At 54.4% G+C, this 20,378-nt stretch carries 15 protein-coding genes and 1 pseudogene; 9 read left to right on the forward strand and 7 right to left on the reverse strand.

Annotated features, from left to right (window positions below):
* Positions 1–53: 53 nt before the first annotated feature.
* Positions 54–2,834, reverse strand: coding sequence for a TonB-dependent receptor (locus tag MWU38_RS04325; RefSeq protein WP_247270595.1), 2,781 nt, complete (start codon positions 2,832–2,834; stop codon positions 54–56).
* Positions 2,835–3,002: 168 nt separating this feature from the next.
* Here MWU38_RS04325 and MWU38_RS04330 point away from each other — a divergent pair, with 168 nt between their 5' ends.
* Together MWU38_RS04330 and MWU38_RS04335 are read left to right on the forward strand one after the other, a co-directional pair.
* Positions 3,003–4,055, forward strand: coding sequence for a LacI family DNA-binding transcriptional regulator (locus MWU38_RS04330; RefSeq protein WP_247270596.1), 1,053 nt, complete (start codon positions 3,003–3,005; stop codon positions 4,053–4,055).
* A 4-nt stretch (positions 4,056–4,059) separates the two neighbouring features.
* Entirely contained in the window at positions 4,060–5,307 is a 1,248-nt protein-coding gene (locus MWU38_RS04335; protein WP_247270597.1) for an MFS transporter, read from the forward strand.
* A gap of 81 nt (positions 5,308–5,388) precedes the next feature.
* Here the strand turns inward: MWU38_RS04335 and MWU38_RS04340 are convergent, their stop codons facing one another.
* The 4 genes from MWU38_RS04340 to MWU38_RS04355 all read right to left on the reverse strand — a co-directional run bounded on the left by MWU38_RS04340 (position 5,389) and on the right by MWU38_RS04355 (position 10,334).
* The gene (locus MWU38_RS04340; protein WP_247270598.1) at positions 5,389–6,327 is read right to left on the reverse strand and encodes a spore coat protein U domain-containing protein; all 939 of its coding nucleotides are present in this window, start codon (positions 6,325–6,327) and stop codon (positions 5,389–5,391) included.
* Positions 6,324–8,945: a hypothetical protein gene (locus MWU38_RS04345; protein ID WP_247270599.1), complete on the reverse strand. Its 2,622-nt coding sequence runs from the start codon at positions 8,943–8,945 to the stop codon at positions 6,324–6,326. The genes MWU38_RS04340 and MWU38_RS04345 overlap by 4 nt, the downstream gene beginning before the upstream one ends.
* An 11-nt stretch (positions 8,946–8,956) precedes the next feature.
* Positions 8,957–9,718, reverse strand: a complete 762-nt coding sequence (locus MWU38_RS04350; protein ID WP_247270600.1) for a fimbria/pilus periplasmic chaperone — start codon at positions 9,716–9,718, stop codon at positions 8,957–8,959.
* A gap of 88 nt (positions 9,719–9,806) precedes the next feature.
* Positions 9,807–10,334 (reverse strand): hypothetical protein, encoded by a 528-nt coding sequence (locus MWU38_RS04355; RefSeq protein WP_247270601.1) that lies wholly within the window; start codon positions 10,332–10,334, stop codon positions 9,807–9,809.
* A gap of 382 nt (positions 10,335–10,716) precedes the next feature.
* Here MWU38_RS04355 and MWU38_RS04360 point away from each other — a divergent pair, with 382 nt between their 5' ends.
* From MWU38_RS04360 to MWU38_RS04380, 5 genes are all read left to right on the forward strand, one after another.
* Positions 10,717–10,947, forward strand: coding sequence for a helix-turn-helix transcriptional regulator (locus MWU38_RS04360; protein ID WP_247270602.1), 231 nt, complete (start codon positions 10,717–10,719; stop codon positions 10,945–10,947).
* Positions 10,948–11,298: 351 nt separating this feature from the next.
* Positions 11,299–12,696, forward strand: coding sequence for a circularly permuted type 2 ATP-grasp protein (locus MWU38_RS04365; protein WP_247270603.1), 1,398 nt, complete (start codon positions 11,299–11,301; stop codon positions 12,694–12,696).
* 4 nt (positions 12,697–12,700) lie between these two features.
* Positions 12,701–13,642, forward strand: coding sequence for an alpha-E domain-containing protein (locus tag MWU38_RS04370; RefSeq protein ID WP_247270604.1), 942 nt, complete (start codon positions 12,701–12,703; stop codon positions 13,640–13,642).
* Entirely contained in the window at positions 13,642–14,445 is an 804-nt protein-coding gene (locus tag MWU38_RS04375; protein ID WP_247270605.1) for a transglutaminase family protein, read from the forward strand. Before MWU38_RS04370 ends, MWU38_RS04375 begins: the two co-directional genes overlap by 1 nt.
* Positions 14,446–14,489: 44 nt before the next feature.
* Positions 14,490–15,221: a peptidase gene (locus MWU38_RS04380; RefSeq protein WP_247270606.1), complete on the forward strand. Its 732-nt coding sequence runs from the start codon at positions 14,490–14,492 to the stop codon at positions 15,219–15,221.
* A gap of 572 nt (positions 15,222–15,793) precedes the next feature.
* Here MWU38_RS04380 and MWU38_RS04385 read toward each other — a convergent pair.
* The gene (locus tag MWU38_RS04385; protein WP_247270607.1) at positions 15,794–17,380 is read right to left on the reverse strand and encodes a hypothetical protein; all 1,587 of its coding nucleotides are present in this window, start codon (positions 17,378–17,380) and stop codon (positions 15,794–15,796) included.
* Positions 17,381–17,626: 246 nt separating this feature from the next.
* Here MWU38_RS04385 and MWU38_RS04390 point away from each other — a divergent pair.
* Positions 17,627–17,812 (forward strand): annotated as a pseudogene (locus MWU38_RS04390) (transposase); the annotation flags it as partial.
* Between the two features lie 65 nt (positions 17,813–17,877).
* Here MWU38_RS04390 and MWU38_RS04395 read toward each other — a convergent pair.
* The gene (locus MWU38_RS04395) at positions 17,878–18,381 is read right to left on the reverse strand and encodes a hypothetical protein (protein ID WP_247270608.1); all 504 of its coding nucleotides are present in this window, start codon (positions 18,379–18,381) and stop codon (positions 17,878–17,880) included.
* 530 nt (positions 18,382–18,911) lie between these two features.
* Here MWU38_RS04395 and MWU38_RS04400 point away from each other — a divergent pair.
* Positions 18,912–20,249 (forward strand): tetratricopeptide repeat protein, encoded by a 1,338-nt coding sequence (locus tag MWU38_RS04400; RefSeq protein WP_247270609.1) that lies wholly within the window; start codon positions 18,912–18,914, stop codon positions 20,247–20,249.
* The last annotated feature ends 129 nt before the right edge of the window (positions 20,250–20,378 follow it).

Below are 20,378 nucleotides of genomic sequence, written 5' to 3' on the forward strand. Positions count from 1 at the left end.
CGTCCCCCAGTGGGCCCGGCCAAGAACGAAGGCGTTCCTAGACCCAAACGCCGTCAGAAGCGGGCGCGGAAACGGGCGCCATAGGTTCTGGGCCGGATAAAGAAGCGCGTATTGTCGAACTGCGTGACGATGATCGCTGCTTCTTCCTGCGCATCGGTGACGTTGTTGCCATAGACTTCGAAGCGGTACTTGCCCTCGTCATCAATGTCCCAACCAGCGCCGATATCGAGTGTGAAATATCCGCCGATCTGGTCGAGCAGGCGGCCGCTTGTGACCGGTGTGCCCACACCATTCGCGTCAAACTCAATGCTGTTGAAGATGGTGTGGAACTGCGAGGAGCGGTAGCCCAAAGAAGCGACCCAGTCGATCTGGCCAGTTGGCAGGTCGACGGCTTGGCTAAGCTTGCCGTTCAACTGCCAACGCGGGGTGCGCGGCAGACGCCGGCCTTCGATCGAGCGGAACACGGCATTTCCTGAATCCACATCAGGCTGGAAACGAAAATCAGGAATTTCCTCAGCGTTCTGGATTTGCGCCTCGAGCCACAGGACAGAGAAATCGAAGTTGATGTTCGACGGAAGCTCGAAACCGCCTTCGATCTGAGCGCCGTAAATTTCGGAGTCCGCAGCATTGAAGCTGAAAGAGACCACAAGCGTGGTGTTCGTGTTGGGTGGCAATGTCACAGGCTGGCCCAGAAGCGTCGCCGAGGTTTCAATCGCAGCATCAACGCTGAGAAGACCGGTGAACACCTGATCGGTGTAATCATTGTAGAACAGCGAACCGTTGAGGTAAGCTTTGCGCCCACCTAGATCGAATTCGTTCTTCGAACCCAGTTCATAAAGGATAACCTGCTCAGTGCCATATACTGGCGCGATACCGTTATCGCCGAGGTTGTCGTTAAAACCGCCCGACTTATGGCCGTTCGCAATCAGTGCGTAGAGCAGGTTGTCAGGGGTTACATCGTACTCCGCCCGCAGACGCCAATCGATAAAGTCGTCGCTGAAGTCACCATCTTGCTGGAAGATTTGCCCTTGGAACGGCACGGCGTAAGTGAACTGGCTGTTGAAGAACGGATCGCCACGGGTGAAGCCGTCGCAGAACAAATCATCGAAGCTCACCGTATCCAGACATTCTGGGGCGCCGGGACGCTCAAACACGTCGCCAGGCAGTGGGCCAAAGTCCAGAATGTCATCCAGGTTATCACGCGCACCTGGCGTCGCGATTCCGTTGCGATGGAAAGCGAAAGTCTCAGCCTCGGAAATTTCGCCGTCGCCGTCGGTGTCCGGATTGATAATCGTGCGATCAAACGCCGCAAATTCGAACCCTTCGGTACCAACGCGAGCCCCCAGACAGCACTCGAAGCTGCCGCCTCCAAGAGCAAGGCCATAACGTGCGGCGACACCAGTGCGCTCTTTGCTGTCGTCAGTGTAACGAAGACCACCGGTCAGGCGGAAGTTTTCGGACACTTCATACGTCGCATCGCCGTAGATCGCATAGGAATCGGTGTCGGTCTGCGTATTGAACTCAATTCCCTGGAAGAAAGTGCCACGGTCGCCAGTGGTACCCAGAAACGAGCGCTGCTCTTCGTTGATATAGAGACCGCCAAGGCTCCAGATGAACGGACCTTCGGAGTTGAAGATGCGCAGCTCATGGAAGTGCGAGCGCGAGTCAGAGATAATCCGGAAGCGGGAGAAGTTGTCGAGGTTCTCTTGCAGGATGATGGGATCGTTGATTACATCGCCGGGTTCCGGCGTGAAGATGTTGTCACGCTCCGACAAACGATCAAGCACCCCCGGGAAGGCAGGTGAAATCGGCGTTGTGGCTTCATAATCATAGACTGCATCGCGGTAGCTGCCGATGTATTCGACGTTGAAGCCGTCGCCTTCATATTCAATGTTCGTGCGGATACCCCAGTGATCAGTGTTAAGCCGCGGCGTGATACCACGTGCAATCACGTCGCGCGGGTCGATGTTGTCAAACTCTTCTTGCGTAATGTTGCCATCTTCAAGAGTGCCAAGCGCCAAAGCGTAGTTGGAACCGGTGTAGCCCGTGCCATTTTCCGCGATATAGTCGCCTGCCACCAGAATGGTCAGTCGGTCGGTCGGCTCCCACAGAACTTGCGCACGCCCTGACCAATTGTCCTGGGCCTCGGCCACATCGATGCCCTGCACCGGGCCGACATTGTTGTAATAGGAATCGTTGGCCTGGTGGAAACCAGAGAAGCGCACCCCGACATTGTCCGAAAGAGGGATATTCAGAACCCCGCGCAGAGCGCGATTGTTGTAATTGCCGTATTCGCCCTCAATCATCCCGTCGAAACCGCCAAGGCCGGGACGGAAGGTAATCGCATTGATCGACCCGGCAGTCGCGTTACGACCACGCAAAGTGCCTTGCGGCCCCACGTTCACTTCGACCCGCTGGATATCGTAGAAAGCAGAGCCAATGCCTGACGGGCGCGGAATGTTTACGCCATCAAGGTGGAAAGCGGCCGCCGGATCACCCAGTTCGGTGTTGTTCGACGAACCGATACCGCGAATGTAGACCTCAACATTGCCCTGGTTATTTGCAACCGACAAACCCGGAACCTGATTTTGCAGATCGGTAACGTTCTGAACGCCGAGTTTCGAAAGGTCTTCGCCGGTAATTGCGAAAGCAGTCCCTGCGAAATCCTGCAAGGTCTGCTCGCGGCGATCCGCGGTCACGATGATGTCGTTGCTGTCTGCTGCGGCCTCGGTGCCCTGCTCTTCTGAAGCCGCGCCATCATCTTGAGCGATTGCTGGCACAGACAGTGCGAGTGCGGATGCCCCAAAGGCAAGGGCTGCGGTAAATCGACGCATTATGAACTCTCCCAATCCCCTATATCCACTCTCTTCCGGAGTGGATTCGCACATCGGCTATCGCGTTTTGTGACCGGTCACAAGAAAAAATTGTGACCGGTCACAGCCGCACTTGAATTCTGAGGCATTTTGGTTTCATAAGGCCATCGGGATCGGACACAGGTAAGCATGGGTACCAAAAGCACCGTTACAATCAGAGACGTCGCGGCCGATGTGGGTGTATCGCGGCAAACCGTTTCGCGTGTCCTCAACAAGGGGCCCAACGTGAAGCCCGCTGTGCGCGCGAAGGTGGAGGCGTCGATTGAGCGCCTCGGCTATGTGCCCAATATTTCTGCGCGTCGGATGCGCGGCTCACGCTCGTACTTGATTCTGGCGATAAACGACCGTCAGCGGACCTATGACAATTGGCGCGCTGGACGGGGCAACGACTGGGTTGACCAGATGCTTTTCGGCGGAATGACCGAATGCGAAAAGCATGGATATCACATGGTCTTCGAGCTTATAGATACAGAGCCCGCTAAAGCACACGCCCAGCTGTCCAAGGTCATTTCCGAGCTGCGCCCGGATGGGGTCATACTCACGCCTCCCCATAGCGAGAACGGAGACCTTGCAGACCTTCTCAAGGGGCAAGGCATTGCTTGCGCAAGGGTTGGCCGCCGCGAGGGGCACGGTTTCGTAGATGTCTGTATGGACGAAAGAGCCGCTGGCGAACAGGCGACCAGACATTTGGCCGATTTGGGCCATCAACGCATCGCCTACCTTGCAGGGTCATCCGAATACGGCAACTCGTTGATGAGGTTGGACGGCTATCGCGCAATTCTCGAAAACCGTGGCCTGGAACAGCGCGAAGAATGGGTCGGAGAAGGAGCCTTTAGCTTTGACACCGCCAGCAAAGTCGCGTTGCAGTGGCTCAAAAGCAAAGACCGCCCAACGGCAATCATTGCTGATAACGACCAGATGGCGTTTGCTGTTCTTCATACCGTGGAGCGCGTCGGTTTCAGGATACCTGATGATCTTGCACTGGTCAGCTTTGAGGACACACCAGGGGTGCGATTGAGCGTTCCCCCCATGACCGCAATTCGCCAACCCACCGCGGCCATGATTGCGCAGGCTTGTGAGGGGTTGATCACTGAAAGCTCAGGTATCGATGCGAGCGGATGCTACGAGATGCCTTTTGAGTTTATCGAGCGGGACAGCACCGCACGTTTTTCCCAAGACTAGTCGCTTGGCCCGAACTCTCCCTCGATACACCTATTGGACATATGCGCTCGCCTTCCTCGGCGCGCACCTCGCATTCATGCCGCTGTTTGTTCTCCTTTTGCCGAGGCATGTGGAGACTTTTGCACTTGAGAATACCGCGAATGTGCTCAGCTGGCTCCTGCTGTCTGGTGGAATAGTTGCAGGATTTGCTAACGTCGCGGCAGGGGCGTTGGGCGATCACTGGGTGAGGCGGTTCGGAAGTCGCCGCGGGCTGATTGCAATAGGCACCGGCATGTTGTTCATGGCTTATGTCGGCCTTGCGCTCGCAGGCAGCATTGCGAGCCTGTTTGCCGCTGTCGTTTTCTTCCAGATTGCGCTCAATTGTTGCTTCTCGCCGCTTGGGGCTTTGTTGGCGGATCATTTCCCTGATGAAGTGAAGGGCCGTCTCGGCGGTTTGCTGACAGCGGCGCTTCCTGCCTCATCTCTGCTGGTCGTGCCGATCGCCTTTCTCTACCCTGATGACGGCGCCCTTCCCTTTCTCCTGATCGGGGGATTGGTGGTGGCCTGCCTCCTCCCCCTGCTGGTCACTTGGGGCCTTGGACCCGTTATTGAAATTGATCACCCGCTACCGAAGAATTCCATCGATCTCGCGCAAGACGATAATCCGGTGATCAATCCCAGTTTATGGGCCGATATCTCCCTTGCTTGGCTCTCGCGCATTTTGGTTCAAACCGGCGCCGCTTTCGTAATCGGCTACATCTATCTCTATCTGTCTGTTGCCAACCTTCGACAGGAAGGTTGGAGCGATACGGGGCCAAGTGAAGTTCTTGCCGCCCTCACTGCACCATCTGCGGTGATCGCAATCATGATGACGTTGATAGCGGGAGCTCTGTCTGATCGGACCCGAAACAGACGCATACCTCTGTTCGCTTTCGCCTGCCTGTTCGGTGCTGGCATGGCGATCCTTGCCATGGCGGGTGCGCTGGCCTGGTTTTTTGTCGGCTATGTGGTTCTGCAAGCCGCGCTCGCTGCATACTTGTCGGTCGATACCGCTCTTATAGCACAGCTCGTGACCGGACACCCGAGACGCGGGCTGCTTCTGGGGGTGATGAACCTCTCAAACACGCTCCCCTCGATCATCGTCCCGGTCATCGCTCTTGCGGCGTTCAACGAAAGCGAAGTGGGCGCAATTTTGTCTGGCATGTTCTGGGCATTTGCGCTGGCAGCGTTGATTGCGGGCGCGCTGGTGCTCCTGATCCGCAGTGTGCGATAATCGCCGACACGATTACCGATCAGTCGGGATTGCACGCTTGCCAATGCGATACTTGCGAAAGCTCAACAGCAGGCCAGAACTTCAGTCCACCATGAATGTAACAGTGACGGAATCGCTATAACTACCCGCGGCGGCGTTCTCGTTTCCGTCAATTTGAATGTTAAGCGGGACCGGCTGATAGAGCGCTGATGTGTTGTTCAAGCTTACCGTGGTCGCCGGATTGTCGAGATCGACTTCTTTATCCGCGAGCATGAGGCGATAAGGAATTCCGGGCGCTCCTGCAAAGTGCGCCAGCCTTCCCCGGTTCTGTGAGCTTACACTTGCCACGATCTGCGCATTGCTGCGAACTTCGAAAAACACAGTTCGTTCAACCGATCTCCCCAGATCGCCCAAGTCTATATCCATTGCGCGGACACCGGGACCCGCATCGGCCAGTTCGACACTCAGCACTGCGGGAACAGGGACGGAGACATCCACTGTAACTTCATCCAGCAAATCCGGACCATCCATGTCATCGCGGAACACGCGAAGGATGGGTTGGCCAGCATAAGCGCCTCCCCTAACCGCTTGTCCTGCCGGGATCGTTAGGTAAAGCAGCGCCGATTGCGACTGAAACCCTGCGCCAAACTGTCCGGAAATCCTGCTGAATTGGTCGCCTAGAAAATCGGGCGAGAAAATCGACGGTCCAGAGGGTTCTCGTCGAAGGTCATAGTAAAGCATATCGCTGGGACCCATTAGGGCAGGCCGGGAGCCAGCGCCAATGGATGCTGCCGTCAAAAAGAATTCGCACGGCGGGCCCATATGACGGATTTCGACCATGACGACCTCGGAATACTCGCCAGGTTCAAACACCTCGTAACCACGGCCATAAAGGCCGCGCCAATCGATGGCACTGTCTGCTGTGATTTCAAGCTCGCACGCTTGCGGCTCGATAAAGTCTTGGGCTGAAACCCCGGTTGCAAATGTCGTCGCAAACGCGAGGACCGCAAGTGGGGTAAAAAGATCGAGGGGACGCATCATTCTTCTCCTTCAGTTTCGTTGGCGGGGGCGTCGGTCAGAGGAGCATTGAGACGTATCGGGGCTTCTACGCGGTAGAGTCCGACCGTCCCCTCCGGTAGCGTAACACTCGTCCCCACAGGCTCGTCGAGATCGTCGATCTCCAGTTCGTAGGTTGCAGCTTCGCGCAGTCCTTCGAGCAAGAACCTGCCGCTGGCATTCGTGAAGAAGGGAATTGGTTCTGAGACGCCCTCATCGCCAGTTAGCCTGGCCTTGCCCGATGCGAGGCTCACGGGATTACCAAGACTGTCGATCAGAACACCGAGAAGTGTGACGTTGTTGGCACTCCCCACTTTCAGACGGAACCCCGACAGGTAACCGGGTTTAACCGAGAAGACCTGATTGCCAACCGAAGTCCCAACGGGGGCATCCGGTGCAAGAACTTCGATCGTCCGGTCAAAATATGGTGGCAAGTTGGGCACAACCGCCGGCCCCAATGTGCCACTTTTCGCGGTGAAACGGGTTTCGGTTGAACCAAATCCGGTGCGTGGCTCGACAGCTATCCGGTAATCAGCCGCGCCGGCATCAACCTCGAAGATCGCAAAGCTGTTGGTCACCGGCCGCGACAGGGCAAAGGCTCCGTCAGCCATGGTCAGCGCCGTGCCCAGAGAAAAGCCGGTTCGGATATCGCTGCGGCCACCGCCAGCCTGCCTGCTTTGGATCAACGAGCCTTCGAACCGGTTGCCGAGATAGGTAACCTGCGCGCGCTGTCTGTCGAAACCGTCGCGCCGTTCGAATGATGCTCCATATCCGAATGAGCCGACCCCGATTGCAGGTGGCTTGTTGAAATCAAGGCTCAAGGCGTTTCGTTCACTGACGTAATTTCCACTGACGGTGCCGCGGCGTCCCAGTGGAACTGTGAAGGACGCACGCACGGTGAGGTCGTTGCCCTGCTGGGTCCAGCGATATTCGCCCCCGACGGCGACTGTTCCCCAGTTGTAGCCTTGCGAGACAGTGGCGCCGACAACGGTTGTCTCGCCAAACCCGCGCAAATCCTCGTAACTTGCAAACACTTGCGCGCGGGTGCGCCCGCCGATGACCTGACCTGCTCTTACGTTCGCCGAAACCCGGGTGAGATTGCCGCCGAAGATCTGGTTCAAGGTCCTGTATTCGCTGCCAGAAAGCGTGATTTGCGCATCGATTGCCCGGCCTCGCGCCACATCAGGGTCTCTCCAGGAATATCGAGCGGACATTCTCCCGCTGTCGATCGCGGGATCGTTGATATTGACCCCTGCATTGACTTGAAAAGAACCAATCGGCGAGGCCCAGATTACCTCACCGCCTACCGTGTTGAAGTCTCTGTTGCCCTCCCAGTTCACGCCGAGCGTCAGAACCTGAGAGATGCCGAGCCTTGCAAAGCCCAAAACGTTGTAATCGCTGTCATCGTAAACCCTTCCCCGATCATCATCGACGAATGGTACGCCCACATTCAAAGCGAAGTCGAACAACCCAGGCTCCAGAAGTTCGATATCGTAGAAGGCTGGATAGATCAGAACTTCGGTTTCACCCGTTGCGTAGGTGATGCGCAATTCGAGATCATTTGCCGCCGATGGAATCAGTGGCAATTGTCGCAGGTTGAACCGCCCTGCCGGCAGGTCGAAAGTGCGCAATGGGGCGCCATTCAGCAGCACTTCAACGCGTGCCGGTTGTTCGAGTGCGAAACCCTGCTCGCTCTGCGGCCGGACATTCAAGTAGGGATCTATGGGAAATTCGCGGAAAGCCGAAATACCGGCGATACGCGGGGCGATCTGGAATGGGCGGCGTCCAACGCTCAAGTCGCCTGCTTCGTACCGGATCAGGCGTTCGGTGTCGTCATATGTGAGCCTGAAATCACCGCGGCTCCATTTGTTGGCGCGGCGCTCGTTGTAACGCAGTCGGCCCTGCGCTGCGATACCGCCGATATTCGCGCCAAAATCGAAAACGCTGGCAAGGCCGCTGAAACCGTTGGCTTCGAAGTTTGATGATTCAACAAGATCGACACCGGCCCTGGCCGAGATGAAAGCCGAGAAGTCCGCCTGCTCGGCGAACTCGATATCCGCACGGCGCCTTGCCCGGCGCAGCGCCAATTCACGGGCGCGGCGCAAATCAACGGGAAACCCAATTCGAAGGACAAGACGGAATTGATCAAATGCTACCGACAAACCGGCACTGCGCAGATCATCAAAACTGACCCGCTCACCCCCCGCCAGCGCGTTGAGGCGCTCAATCATCACGTCTTCGGCGATCGGAACCAGTACTCTTGAGACAATGCTGCCGTCGACAAACCCGGATCCGTCACTGGCAGCGTCCACGAAAAACTCGCCAACGTTCACATCGTCCACGACTACGACATAATCGTCGGCTCGCACTTCAGGGCGGTTCTTACCGAAAATCTCACGGAACAACTCATCAGGATCGGTCGTGCGCGGGGTCTGCTGCACAGCCGGCTCGTTCTGACCGGCAGCGGTTTCCTCGACTCTCTGATCATCGGAAGCTTGATCCTCGCTTTGATCGACAGGCTGGGCCATGGCTGGAACTGTTCCGGCCATGGCAGCACTAGCCAGGAGTGACTTAAGGAACCAGTCGAGATGCTCGCGAGCCATCCTTCATACCGTCAGCGCAAACGGATGTAATTGTTGGAGAGGCTCGCCGTAAGCGGGCCTGGAGCGACTCCAGAGGGGGCAGGCAAACGAATTATCCGGGTATTTCCGGGCAGGATATTGAGCCGTTCAAGTGGCAGGATGCTCTCACCTGAAAGGGTATGCGTCTCGCCCGCTGCGGTTTTAATTTCCAGCAGAGGCTCATCGATGATCGCTCGCATGGTGCCAATCGATGCGATCTCAAGTTCAATCTGCGTTGTTCCGTCTTCTCCGGCGACCGCCTTTGCTGACTGCAGCTCTGCTACCGGCTCGACGCCGGGCGGCATAATGTAGAGTGCCGCCTCATACCGGTAATTCACCGATAGATCGGCGCGCCGTCCGTCGACTTCTGGAACGTCAAATTTGATCGGAAGCTGGGCTGTGACGATGCGATAGGCAAGTTCACGCTCTGGCGCACTGTTACCCACCCACTGCACCTTGAAATTCTGGCTTTGACCAGGCGGGATCACCATCTGCGGCGGGAAAATGATGAGGTCCTCATCATCCAGTGTCAATTGATCGGTGCCGTCAGGGCGCTGGTCGCGTTTGTACGCCTTGACCTCGATGGCAATGGGAACTTGATGGGTATTAGTGATTGTCATCGTCTGGCTTGAACCGGAGCCGGCCGGAGTAAGCTGAATAACAATCGGTTGCAGATCATAAGCCACTGCCGGAAATGACATGGCTGCGAAAGTGAATGCGAAAAGCAGCGCAAGACTGCGGAACATATCTTTCATCAGGTCCCCCTCCTGATATTTTTCCAAGTCCGAATGGACCGGGAGACAATGCTCCCGGCCCATCCAGTACCACATTTTCTGACGCAAATCAGAAGTTGGCAGCGAGCGTAATGGTCAGCTCGTCCTGGTAGGTACCAGCGACTGCGAATTCGGCGAGGCTGTCGAATTGCAGATCAAGGTCGCCTGACCGGGTGCCACCATTGGTGAGGATGTTCTGCCAGTCATTGTCAGTCACGATGACAATCGGCGAGGCCTGCATGTCGGCAGAATTGGTGGTCGTCACACCAAAGGGCAAACCGAGGAAGCTCGACTCGATGTCATAATCGATGTTGACGCTGCCACCACTTTCCTGGTGCTCCATGCCGCCGTTCAGCGACTGCAGCGACACAGTGTAAGGCGAGTTGCACGAATACACGATCGTAAGTGCGCCCTGGTCGCCGGTATCGAGCATATCGACCGTGAACGCGCCGCTTCCTTCAGGAACAAGCTCGCAGTTGCTGTCAACCGAGCCCGAGAGAGCCAGAGTAAACGACTCTGAATCTTGTGCCGCAGCCGGAGTGGCCACAACCAATGCGGGAATGGCCAAAGCAGCGAAATATTTGATGCTCTTTTTCATGATTTGATCCTCTTCAAGAATGCGGCAACCGGAAGAGAAAAGACAGTCTCAACCCCCCATGCCGCAAGAAAAGGATAAATTTTTCATGAACTAATCCTATTCGAACGAATCGGTATCGGAATCCGACTACGTAGAATCCAGTAAGATTTGATGAGGCAGCATTTTTCAGGCACGCGATTCGCCATGGATGGTTGTATAAACACGACGTAATACTATTGTCTTATCGTTACATAACACGCGCTTATCGATCCTTGCTTGAATTGGTAGGTTAATTTCTTAAGTTGGTGAGGAAGTTCAAAGAATCTCTCGGGTCGTTCTTTAAACCTTCTGTGCATTGCCATGGGCAGGTGCAGGTGCAGGTTGGGAATAGGGGAGGCCTTTAATGGATCAGCGAAGATTTCGACTCACAGAACGTGAGATTTCAATCATTGAACTAATAGCCGCAGGTAATTCCGCCAAGGAAGTGGCCTGCGAATTGGGCATTGCTCCACGAACAGTGGAAAAGCACTTGGACAATTCGCGTTTGAAAATGGACGCGAAGAACACAACGCATCTCATTGCGATGTGCATTGCAGGCGGTGTGCTGGAAGACGTTCAAGTCGAGGCTGCGTAAAAGTCTCTCAAAATACTTTCAAAGCCAAATAAAACCGCGCCAGATCGCCTCCAATCCCTCGCTTTGCGGTTACCGGCCCGGCAATGCGATCTCAGCCAGACCCACAAGGTCGGCTGATATTGTGACTGCTGCGCACAGCCACCAATGGCCGCTTCGGGGGAGGTGAAAGCGGACATTCAGCGATCGGTCGGTCAGGCTCGAAGGCGGCTGGCGCAGTGTGAGACCGATTTCGCGCAAACACGCTCACGATCAGATCACTAGCCTTTCCGTCGATGTTACTTTACCTTGCTATTTGGGTCTTTTCCGCCCGCTCAACTTAGATCGAGGTGCAGTATCAAATTCTTTGATGAGATGATCGATGGCGAGAACTCGGTCCGAGGGCCTTACGATGATTATCACAAATGGTTTGAGGCCGAAGAACTGACGAGAATTGCTCGCAAGGCAGAGCAGTCCGAAGCTTTCTTCCGCAGAACAGGCATAACCTTCAATGTGTATGGCGAGGACGCAGCCGACGAGCGTTTAATCCCGTTCGATGTTGTTCCACGCATCATGTCGGCGCGGGAATGGCGCAAGCTCTCACGCGGGATCGAGCAACGCGTCAGTGCGCTCAACGCATTTCTCCACGACATCTATCACCGGCAGGAGATATTGCGCGCCGGGCGTGTCCCGATGAGTTTGGTTGCGAATAATGACGCGTTCTTGACGCAGATGGTCGGCGTCGATCCGCCAGGCGGCATTTACACGCATATTGTCGGGACAGACATCGTCCGCACCGGACCGGATGAATTCTTTGTGCTGGAGGACAATGCCCGCACACCGTCAGGCGTTTCGTACATGCTCGAAAACCGTGAAACCATGTTGCAAATGTTCCCTGAGCTTTTCAGCAAAATTCCGGTGCAGCAGGTAAGTAATTATCCGGTAAATCTGAGGCGATCACTGGCCGCCTGTGCACCGCCGATGTGCGAAGGTAAGCCCGTCATCGCAGTGCTAACGCCCGGCATCCATAACTCGGCCTATTTCGAACACAGTTTTCTGGCTGACGAGATGGGCGTCGAATTGGTCGAGGGGCACGATCTGCGTGTGGTCGATGGTCGGATCGCAATGCGAACAACGCAGGGCTATAAGGCAATCGATGTGCTCTATCGGCGTGTCGATGATGAGTATCTCGACCCGGTAAATTTCAACCCGGATTCCATGCTGGGTGTGCCTGGCATAATGGATGTTTACCGCGCTGGCGGCATCACTATCGCGAATGCTCCGGGAACGGGGATCGCCGACGACAAAGCTCTATACAGCTATATGCCGGAGATCGTTGAGTTTTATACAGGCGAGAAGCCGCTCTTGCAAAATGTCGAGACATTCCGCTGTTCGGATGAAGAACATTTGAAATACGTGCTCGACAATCTTGCCGAGCTGGTCGTCAAGGAAGTCCATGGTTCGGGCGGATACGGCATGCTGGTGGGTCCGGCGGCGTCGAAAAAAGAGGTCGAGGACTTTCGCACCAAACTGCTGGCGCAGCCATCGAACTATATCGCTCAGCCAACTTTGGCACTCTCAACAGTTCCGATTTTTACCGAGAAAGGCCTGGCGCCGCGCCATGTCGATCTCAGGCCGTTTGTTCTTGTCTCGCCTGACTGTATCGAAATTACGCCCGGCGGTCTGACCCGCGTCGCAATGACAGAAGGCTCGCTTGTCGTGAACAGCAGCCAAGGCGGTGGCACAAAAGACACCTGGGTGTTGGAGGAGTGAGCGGATGCTAGGTAAAACTGCAGGCGGTCTCTTCTGGATGTTCCGCTATCTTGAACGCAGCGAGAATAATGCACGGCTGATCGACGCCGGATTTCGTATTGCACTGACCCGATCGGCCAACTCGTCGACAGAGTGGAAATCGGTGCTCACCACATCGGGATCTCTAGCCGATTACGATGCGCGCCACTCGGGCTATCGGTCGGATAAGGTGATCGATTTCCTGCTGCGTGAAACTGATAACCCTTCCAGCGTAATTTCGATAATGAAAGCGGCGCGGGATAATGCGCGGCTTGTCCGAACGGCACTGACGAGGGAAGTCTGGGAAGCGACCAACGAAAGCTGGATCACGCTGAAAGAGCTGCTGGCCTCGCCCGTTCCAGATCAGGATCTGCCTGATGTGCTAAGCGTCATTCGCAAGCAGAGCGCGTTGGTGCGCGGCGCGACGCACGGCACTATGCTGCGCAATGACGTATTCGACTTTGCGCGGTTGGGCACTTTTCTTGAGCGGGCCGACAACACCGCCCGCATCCTCGATGTGAAATATTACCTGCTGCTTCCCTCGATAGCCAAAATCGGTTCCTCGCTTGATAATTTCCAATGGGAAACGATCCTGCGCTCGGTATCTGCCCATCGTGCATATCGCTGGCTCAATGGCTCAGAAGTCAGTTCGTCGAAAATTTCCGAGTTCTTGATCCTGCATCACCAAATGCCGCGTAGCCTTGCTTTCTGCGCTGGCAAGATTGCACAAAATCTGGGCAATATTCAGGAAGAATACGCCGTCGAGCATCCTTCGTGCGAAGTCGCAAATGCACTTTTCGAGCGATTGAAGAATGCGACAATCGACGAGATATTCGAAGAAGGCTTGCATGAGTTTATCGAGAAATTTCTTGCCGATAACACTGCCCTCTCCACGCAAATACAAACCGATTACAGGTTCTCCGAATAATGAAGCGGCTGAGCGTAAACCATACCACGACTTATAACTACGATATGCCCGTGGCCTATGGGCTTCAACAGCTTCGCCTGACACCCAAGGAGCGAGCTGGACAGCATATCGTCGATTGGGACATCACAATCGAAGGTGGCACAAAAGAGCTTAGCTTTTCGGACCATCATGCCAATCACGTCGATCTCGTCAGCATAGAGCCCGGCGTTGAAAAACTGGTCGTGCGATGCGCGGGTACTGTCGAGATTACCGAGACAAGCGGCGTTGTCGGGAAGCATAAGGGCTTCATGGCGCTTTGGACCTTTTTACGGCCCACGCCGCTCACCACCCCCGGCACAAAGATCGAAGAACTGGTCGCGGAATTAGGCGATGACCATGAGAGCGACATCGCGCTCGCCCATGCGCTGTCCGCGCTGATTGTTCGCCATGTACCATATACGATCGGGGTCACTCAGGCAGATACCAGCGCGGAGGAAGCGATGATTTTCGCTGGCGGCGTTTGTCAGGACCACGCGCATATCTTCATCAGTGCCATGCGGCTGCTCGGTTTCCCGGCCCGCTACGTCTCCGGCTATCTGATGATGAATGACCGCGAAGAGCAGGACGCGACCCACGCATGGGCAGAGGCGCATCTTGATGGAATTGGCTGGGTAGGATTTGACGTGTCCAATGGTTATTCCCCGGATGATCGCTATATCCGCGTTGCAACCGGTCTGGATTACAAGGATGCATCGCCCATGTCAGGTATGCGGTTTGGTAACAACACAGAACATCTGGCGGTACAGTTGCAGGTTCAGCAGTAAGCGGTGGTCGTGATCCTGCATGATCTTCTCGGGGTAAAATTCTTATGACATATTGTGTGGGTCTGCGCCTGAGCAAAGGTCTTGTTTTCATGTCTGACACGCGCACAAATGCTGGCGTCGATGACATCTCGCAAACCAAGAAGATGCATAGCTGGGAAGCCCCTGGTGAACGGGTAATTACGCTACTTTCGGCTGGCAATCTTGCCACAACTCAAGCGGTGGTAAGCTTGCTCGATGAACGCTCCAAAGCACCCGGAGACCGCAATCCCTCGATTTTGGCCGCGCCCTCAATGTTTCAGGTCGCAAGGATTGTCGGCAATACATTGCGCGATGTGGTCACACAGTATGAGGAGGCGGGCCCAACCGCAGCATCGCCATTCGCCGCCACTTTGATCCTGGGCGGGCAGATTGCTGGCTCTGCGCCGCGCTTGTTCTTGATCTATCCAGAAGGCAATTTCATCGAAGCAGGCGACGATAATCCGTTCTTCCAGTCCGGTGAAATCAAATATGGCCGTCCAATTCTAGAGCGAGCCCTGGATTCAGAGATGAGCTTTGAAGACGCAGTAAAGCTCTTATGCGTCTCGTTCTCCTCGACAATTCTCTCCAACGCCGGTGTCGATATGCCACTCGATCTACAGATCCACGCTACGAATGAATGCCGCGTCACAGAGGAACGCCGTTTCGAACGCGAGGACCCTTACTTCTGCGAAGTGTCAAAGGGCTGGAGTGACGCATTACGCGATGCGCTGGCCGCTTTACCCGAGTTCAGTTTTTGACGGCGCTTGCTTCAGGGAAAGCACGCTAGCGCCCGATATCGGGCTGCATCGCTGCCCTGACCTTCAAGGCCGGCAAATAGATCGTTAGCGGACCTTCGGCTTCCGGCTCACAATAGGACCCAAGCCGCTCCCAAAAGCAACCCATCCGCCCACTGAGCAGAAACGCTCATCAGAATGCAGGATACCGCCCCGAAGCGGAAAGCTATGGTGCCGCTTAGAGGATTCGAACCCTGACCCCATCATTACGAATTCATTGGAAAGGTTTCAGGAAAACCTTATTTGTCATGGGATTAGATGCCCGCCGATCGATAATTTTTGCCCGGACCCACACACGACCCAAAGTGCGTGCACGTTATTTGATGTTCGCCTCCTATTGAAAGCGCTTTGCTTCAGTCCGGCTTCACAACGCGACCCCATCCAGACCCAGACTGGAGGCTGCTTTGGTTGCTCCACGACGTCTTTGACGGTCCTGTCTCTCGTGAATTTCTTGCGTCTTGACTTCATCCTCGCCCCGAACAATCACTCCGTTTGTCGAGCACAGAAAGGGGTGTGCCAAGACTGAACCAAGTTAATTAAGTCACGGGTGCAGCCAACCCCCTCTCAATCAACTGATCGCAAGTCACAGGAGAACCGCTTGATGCAGTGAATTCTCGCTCCGCCTCCGAAAGCACATTTGCCGCAAATTCATCAGATTTATCCTCGAACTTTGTCATGAACTCTTCGGACGTAAGCAATGTTTCCCTAGGAATGATCGGAACTGTCGATGAACTGAATGGGGCGAAATAGCTTCCGAGTAAAGTCATCGTATCACTTTGCCGCCTTACCTCAAACAAATCAGATGTTTCTCCTTCAATCTGAATTTTCTGCCCCCTTGCTTCGGCAAAGTCACTGACGAATTGCATCGCTCGTTGGAATGCCTGAAATTGCGTAACCTCTCTGCTTTCGATTGTAGTTGGGAGAATTGAGCATTTGGTTGGATCAGGCGAACTTTCAGGAATACTGACTGCAAGCCTGGCACGAGTGACCACAGCCTCCCAATCGCGAGCCAGGCTCGCCCCGAGCGCACCCGATTGCGTTCTTCTGATTATGCCTTCCACCCTGCCAGTTACTTCCGACAGTGGAGCATCACGCGCATCTAGCGCAGTTTCCAATTCTTGTTGGAAGGTACTGAAATCCCGCATCGCGTAATACGAGGCTGTCGTACCCGGCGGGTGCTTGACCACACTAAGTGTCATGTAGGTTTCACCGATGAATGCCTGAGGTTGCCCCCCTATCCATTCATACAACTTTCCGGTGTTATGGTCGAGGCGCAGATCTTCCCAGCGGAATTCCGTACGTCGTCTCTCATTGCGCCCAAGCACGTAGCGCCCTTCCTCGAATGGCGTCGCTTCTCCATCTACATTGGCGGTTCCCGGATCGAGCACGAAGCGGTACTCGAAAATGGTATCATCGTGAGAGTTGCTAAGTAGAGTTGCACCCAATTGCAGAAGTGTATTGTCCGCCCCGAAGTTAGGAACAGCGTTTGACGCCTCGCCCAATCGCGCCAGTGTTTCCAACAGCGCTGTAGCGGGCCCACTCGTACGATCGAGTTCAAGGACAATCAATTGTACACCAACAGGGTTGCCTCCGTATACTTCCGGGGCTTGCAGAACAATGTTGTTGAAATTCAAGTCCTGCTCTTCTTCGACATCCTCGCTAAAATATATCACTTTCGCAGTCGAAACGTCCATTGCGTCCGCAAATGCTGGCGCTCCTGCTGAAGTATCGGAAAACTCAAACACGTTTGCCAATATGACAATTTCACCAACAGCTCTAAATGGAATCTGCCCGCGTGATATTAATGGTAGGGACAGCTTTATTTCAGAAAGATCGGCAATCATCGCATGATCAAGACGTATAGAGTACACATCCCCATCTAATATTGGACGCCCATAACCCGGGTTTTGCCTGAGTAGTTTAGCCTCCAATAACAGATTGCATTCACTTGCACTTGCATTTGCGGAAGGATCCCAGTCACCCCGACAGCCAGCTTCAGCTGGATTTTCATCTGCAGATAAACTTGGAGGTGGCGCTGCGCGACGCATCTCGACTTCACCCAAATTCATGTTCGCACAAGAGGCAAGAAGCGGTAAAGAAATTAAGACACCGAGCTTTTTCATATTTCCCCCAAAGTATGCATTGTTCTAATTCAAAATTTCGCCTTCCAACACAGTGAAAATGCTAGCAAAAATTTGCGAATTGAATAATTCATCTCCAAGCTTCTGCAAAGTTTTACAAATCGTCAACCTTAAAATTTTTTATATTCATAATTTCAATTAAGTATTCCCTGTCAGCACCTATGGTTCAAAATTGAGGTTGTGATTTAAGGAGGATTTGAGCCTCGTCTCAGTGACGAAGGAACGACGGTGAGACCCAAATCCTCAAAACCCAATGCGAGTGCTGAACTGGTAGTAAATGACATCCGCCGTCTGACGCGTCGGCACTTCTCAGCCGAGGACAAGATCAGGATCGTGCTTGAGGGTCTGCGCGGCGATGACAGCATTGCCGAGCTGTGCCGCAAGGAAGGCATTGCCCAGAGCCTGTATTCCACTTGATTCAAAGAGTTCCTGGAGTTGGCAAACACAGGCTTGCTGGCGATACAGCTTTGTGACCCACATTACAGCTTGGGAGCATAGTCGGCTTTGATTGGTTCACATGAGCCCCGCGCTCTAAGCAAGGTTGCCATATCAAATGGCTCTAGGCTCACAAGACGCGCCCAATGACCATCGGCTACTTCGTATTCATCCAATAGGCTGAACCAATTCGCCTGGCGTTTGAACCGCCCATGCAGGGCTGATCTATGGCAACGGCGACACATCCCGATCCATTTGGTTAAATCATAATAATCCTCAGCATGCTCATCATCAGCAGGTGCCTTACAGATATCGCATGTGGTCGGCCGTTCGGTGCTGCCCACCTTCGCCAGCCAGCTCGAAAGATCAGCAATCCTATACCGCTCACGATGGGTAAAGCCGTTATATGATCCATCTTGATTTAGAACCGATCCGCCGGGCACTGCCCGCCTACCAGTTGAACGAAACGAGACATCAGAGGGAAAAGGACGCACTTCACGTCGAGGCAATGCTGCAAGCAATGCATCTGGATCAAAAGAGAAAGCCAAAGATCGCCTCTACAATAAACAGTAATGGAAATAGCGTGATTGTTGGTTCGATTTCAATCTCAAAGTATGGAGTGGATCACTGCGCTCGCCCACAATTGAACCGTTAGCCGTCAGTCCGGTTTTGTGCGAAATTCCTAGATAGTTGCCTGACCGGTTTTTGGGCTTTGTTGAGCTGCTGCTCGATGACCGAAACCGGGGGTAGGAGCGGACATTCGATCGGATCACTAGGGTTTCTGGCGTTGGGGCCGCAAGCAGAGGGTCAGCTCTTGGCTAGTCGGAGCTGACGAGCGGACTTTCTGCTCCCTACCCAACCTAGATCGATAACGATTTCGTCGCCTGTGCATTGGCTACGTTCTCCGCACGCGTGACCAATGGCTGATAAATGTAGTTGAGCGGTAGTGGCGAGGACATGGAAACCGCAAGCGTGCAGGCAGTTCTGAACGCGGCACATTCGGCTTGCAAATTACCGATCGATCTGTTGAATTTCTTGCCTTAGAAGAAATATGACGGTCAGTTTGGGGGGCGAATCTATGGAGCGTGATACTATTCGAAGCTGGTGTGCGTTCTATGCGCCAGTCCTCTGGGTCGCCGCCATTTGCAGCATTTCAGTTTGCCTCGTCGTTCTCGTTCACTCGCAACCTCTGATTGCGCAGGAAAACCCGCCTCCGAAGTCGCAGGCTACTGAAGCAACATCGCCTGTTCCGAATGGGGCAGCAGGTATACCAGACGACATCATGCTAGAGCTCCTACGCTCAACTTTGCGGCAAGAGCAAACCCAGACAGTAAGCGAAATAGCTCTCACCAATTTGGCGATCGCAGTGGCGCTTTTTGGGGCACTGATGACGGTGATCGTTATCTTCTTCGCTCTGCGAACCAAGGAGGCTGCCGTTGCCGAAGCTTCGTCGGAATTGATGCGAATGCGGCGAGATTTGCAACAACTCAAAAGCGCACTTCGAGAGGATATCTCTAAGGAATTATCCGAAGCTGTCGAAAGGATCAGCGAGGTGTCGCAGAGTGGTCGACGCGATGATTTCCTCGATCGGATGATGGAGTTGGTTGCAGCGCAACACAAACTTTCACCAGATGAAAAGTTCAAACTTTCGATGCTTTCAGCAGATATCGGAGGGAAGGATGCGCGAGACCTTTCCTATTCCGATTTTCTTACGCTTCAGACCACACGCCTTGCTGAAAAGCGTCATGAAAGCGTCCGCGAACTGGCCCGCGTGATGATGAGCCATGACCGGGACGAACGCATTCGCGCCGCGGGTTATTTCTACCAAGGCACGGCGCTTCATCATCTTGGTCACCATGACGAGGCGTGCGAGGTGTTCGAGCAGGCGTGCAAGCTCTTTGCCGGGTCAGAGGATCAGGACGTCCGCTTCCAGCTTGCCAAAGTGCACAACAACCTGGTGCTGACCTACAACAAGCTCAAGGAATACGATAAAAGCCTAAGAGTGACTCATGACGGCTTGGGCCTTCTAAATTTGTTACCAGATGCCGACGCTAGGGGCATCCGCGTCAAACTGATGATAAACAAGGGCGATGCGCTTTCGCATCTCGGAAAGCAGGAAGAAGCGAGGAAGGCATATCATGCGTTGCTCGACCTATTCGACAAAGGCCTCAACTTTCCGGGTGCTCCCGAAACCCGGGCTCGCATCGAATTCAACATCGCTTGCACCTACGGTCTCGAAGACAAGGTTTCGTCAGCCCTAAAACATTTGAGATACAGCCACTCGATCGCGCTGCTTCCAGATACGGGACCCGATGCGCTCATGAAAGACCCGGACTTCAAACTCATCCGCGCAAAGTCCAGCTTCAAGAAATACGTTGCGAGACTTCCCTCGGCTGACGACGAACCGGGTTCTTGAGTCTTTAGTTGCGCGGGCACCCTTAGGCTCGCGCGCCAACTTGCTTGCGTATCAGCGTCCACTTTTGGGCCTTCAAAGTGATTGCCGGAATAACCGACTTGGGGGTAAAATCGGATCTCTGCGCGAAGG

Origin of the sequence: Qipengyuania sp. S6317L1 (genome assembly GCF_023015615.1) — a bacterium.
Lineage (GTDB): Bacteria > Pseudomonadota > Alphaproteobacteria > Sphingomonadales > Sphingomonadaceae > Erythrobacter.

What these genes read in the sequence shown, in the direction of transcription:
- MWU38_RS04375 (WP_247270605.1), top strand. Translation starts at nt 13,642, where the DNA reads ATGAAGCGGCTGAGCGTAAACCATACCACGACTTATAACTACGATATG.
- MWU38_RS04385 (WP_247270607.1), bottom strand. Translation starts at nt 17,380, where the DNA reads ATGAAAAAGCTCGGTGTCTTAATTTCTTTACCGCTTCTTGCCTCTTGT.
- MWU38_RS04330 (WP_247270596.1), top strand. Translation starts at nt 3,003, where the DNA reads ATGGGTACCAAAAGCACCGTTACAATCAGAGACGTCGCGGCCGATGTG.
- MWU38_RS04380 (WP_247270606.1), top strand. Translation starts at nt 14,490, where the DNA reads ATGACATATTGTGTGGGTCTGCGCCTGAGCAAAGGTCTTGTTTTCATG.
- MWU38_RS04345 (WP_247270599.1), bottom strand. Translation starts at nt 8,945, where the DNA reads ATGGCTCGCGAGCATCTCGACTGGTTCCTTAAGTCACTCCTGGCTAGT.
- MWU38_RS04365 (WP_247270603.1), top strand. Translation starts at nt 11,299, where the DNA reads ATGATCGATGGCGAGAACTCGGTCCGAGGGCCTTACGATGATTATCAC.
- MWU38_RS04325 (WP_247270595.1), bottom strand. Translation starts at nt 2,834, where the DNA reads ATGCGTCGATTTACCGCAGCCCTTGCCTTTGGGGCATCCGCACTCGCA.
- MWU38_RS04355 (WP_247270601.1), bottom strand. Translation starts at nt 10,334, where the DNA reads ATGAAAAAGAGCATCAAATATTTCGCTGCTTTGGCCATTCCCGCATTG.
- MWU38_RS04350 (WP_247270600.1), bottom strand. Translation starts at nt 9,718, where the DNA reads ATGAAAGATATGTTCCGCAGTCTTGCGCTGCTTTTCGCATTCACTTTC.
- MWU38_RS04340 (WP_247270598.1), bottom strand. Translation starts at nt 6,327, where the DNA reads ATGATGCGTCCCCTCGATCTTTTTACCCCACTTGCGGTCCTCGCGTTT.
- MWU38_RS04360 (WP_247270602.1), top strand. Translation starts at nt 10,717, where the DNA reads ATGGATCAGCGAAGATTTCGACTCACAGAACGTGAGATTTCAATCATT.
- MWU38_RS04400 (WP_247270609.1), top strand. Translation starts at nt 18,912, where the DNA reads ATGGAGCGTGATACTATTCGAAGCTGGTGTGCGTTCTATGCGCCAGTC.
- MWU38_RS04370 (WP_247270604.1), top strand. Translation starts at nt 12,701, where the DNA reads ATGCTAGGTAAAACTGCAGGCGGTCTCTTCTGGATGTTCCGCTATCTT.